The 517-nt window shown below is 28.0% G+C and carries 1 pseudogene; it reads right to left on the bottom strand.

Annotation, left to right across the window (positions count from 1 at the left end):
• Positions 1 to 476: pseudogene (locus QZ114_RS08985) on the bottom strand (hypothetical protein); the annotation flags it as partial.
• Positions 477 to 517: the final 41 nt, after the last annotated feature.

Below are 517 nucleotides of genomic sequence, written 5' to 3'. Positions count from 1 at the left end.
ACCCCGGCTTCTTCCCAATTTAACAAAGTTTTGAATAACCATCCAACCCCTCTTTTTTTATTCATAGAAACCTTATCCAAAGCTATATCAACGACTTCTTCTGATAAGGACCTACAGAAAGCAATTAATTTTTCACGATTATTTTTATTATTAAATTCAGGTTGATTTGAAAAAGTATCAATAAACTTTGAAATGATTACAGAGTACTCAACATCAATAATAGAACTATTATTGTTTATAGGCCTGTCAAAAATAATATTATTCCCTTCCATCCTTTTTATATAGTTAAGATCTATGGAGAATGGTTTAAAAGAAAAAATATATCTCACTATTTTTCTATTTTTTCGTTCAATATTATATTCTAAATCCCTAATAATCTGTCTCCCATCATCATAAGTTAGACTCTGTAATTCTTTGATAGCGCCATTTAAAATAGTCAATTTATTTTTTTTTGCATATGGTGTCGTAAATTTCATAATAATATTTTCAAACACTTCGGCCTCAATAACTATTGGAC

The organism is uncultured Streptococcus sp., from assembly GCF_901875575.1.
Taxonomy (GTDB): Bacteria; Bacillota; Bacilli; order Lactobacillales; family Streptococcaceae; genus Streptococcus.
This window is presented reverse-complemented; position numbering and strand designations above follow the sequence as displayed.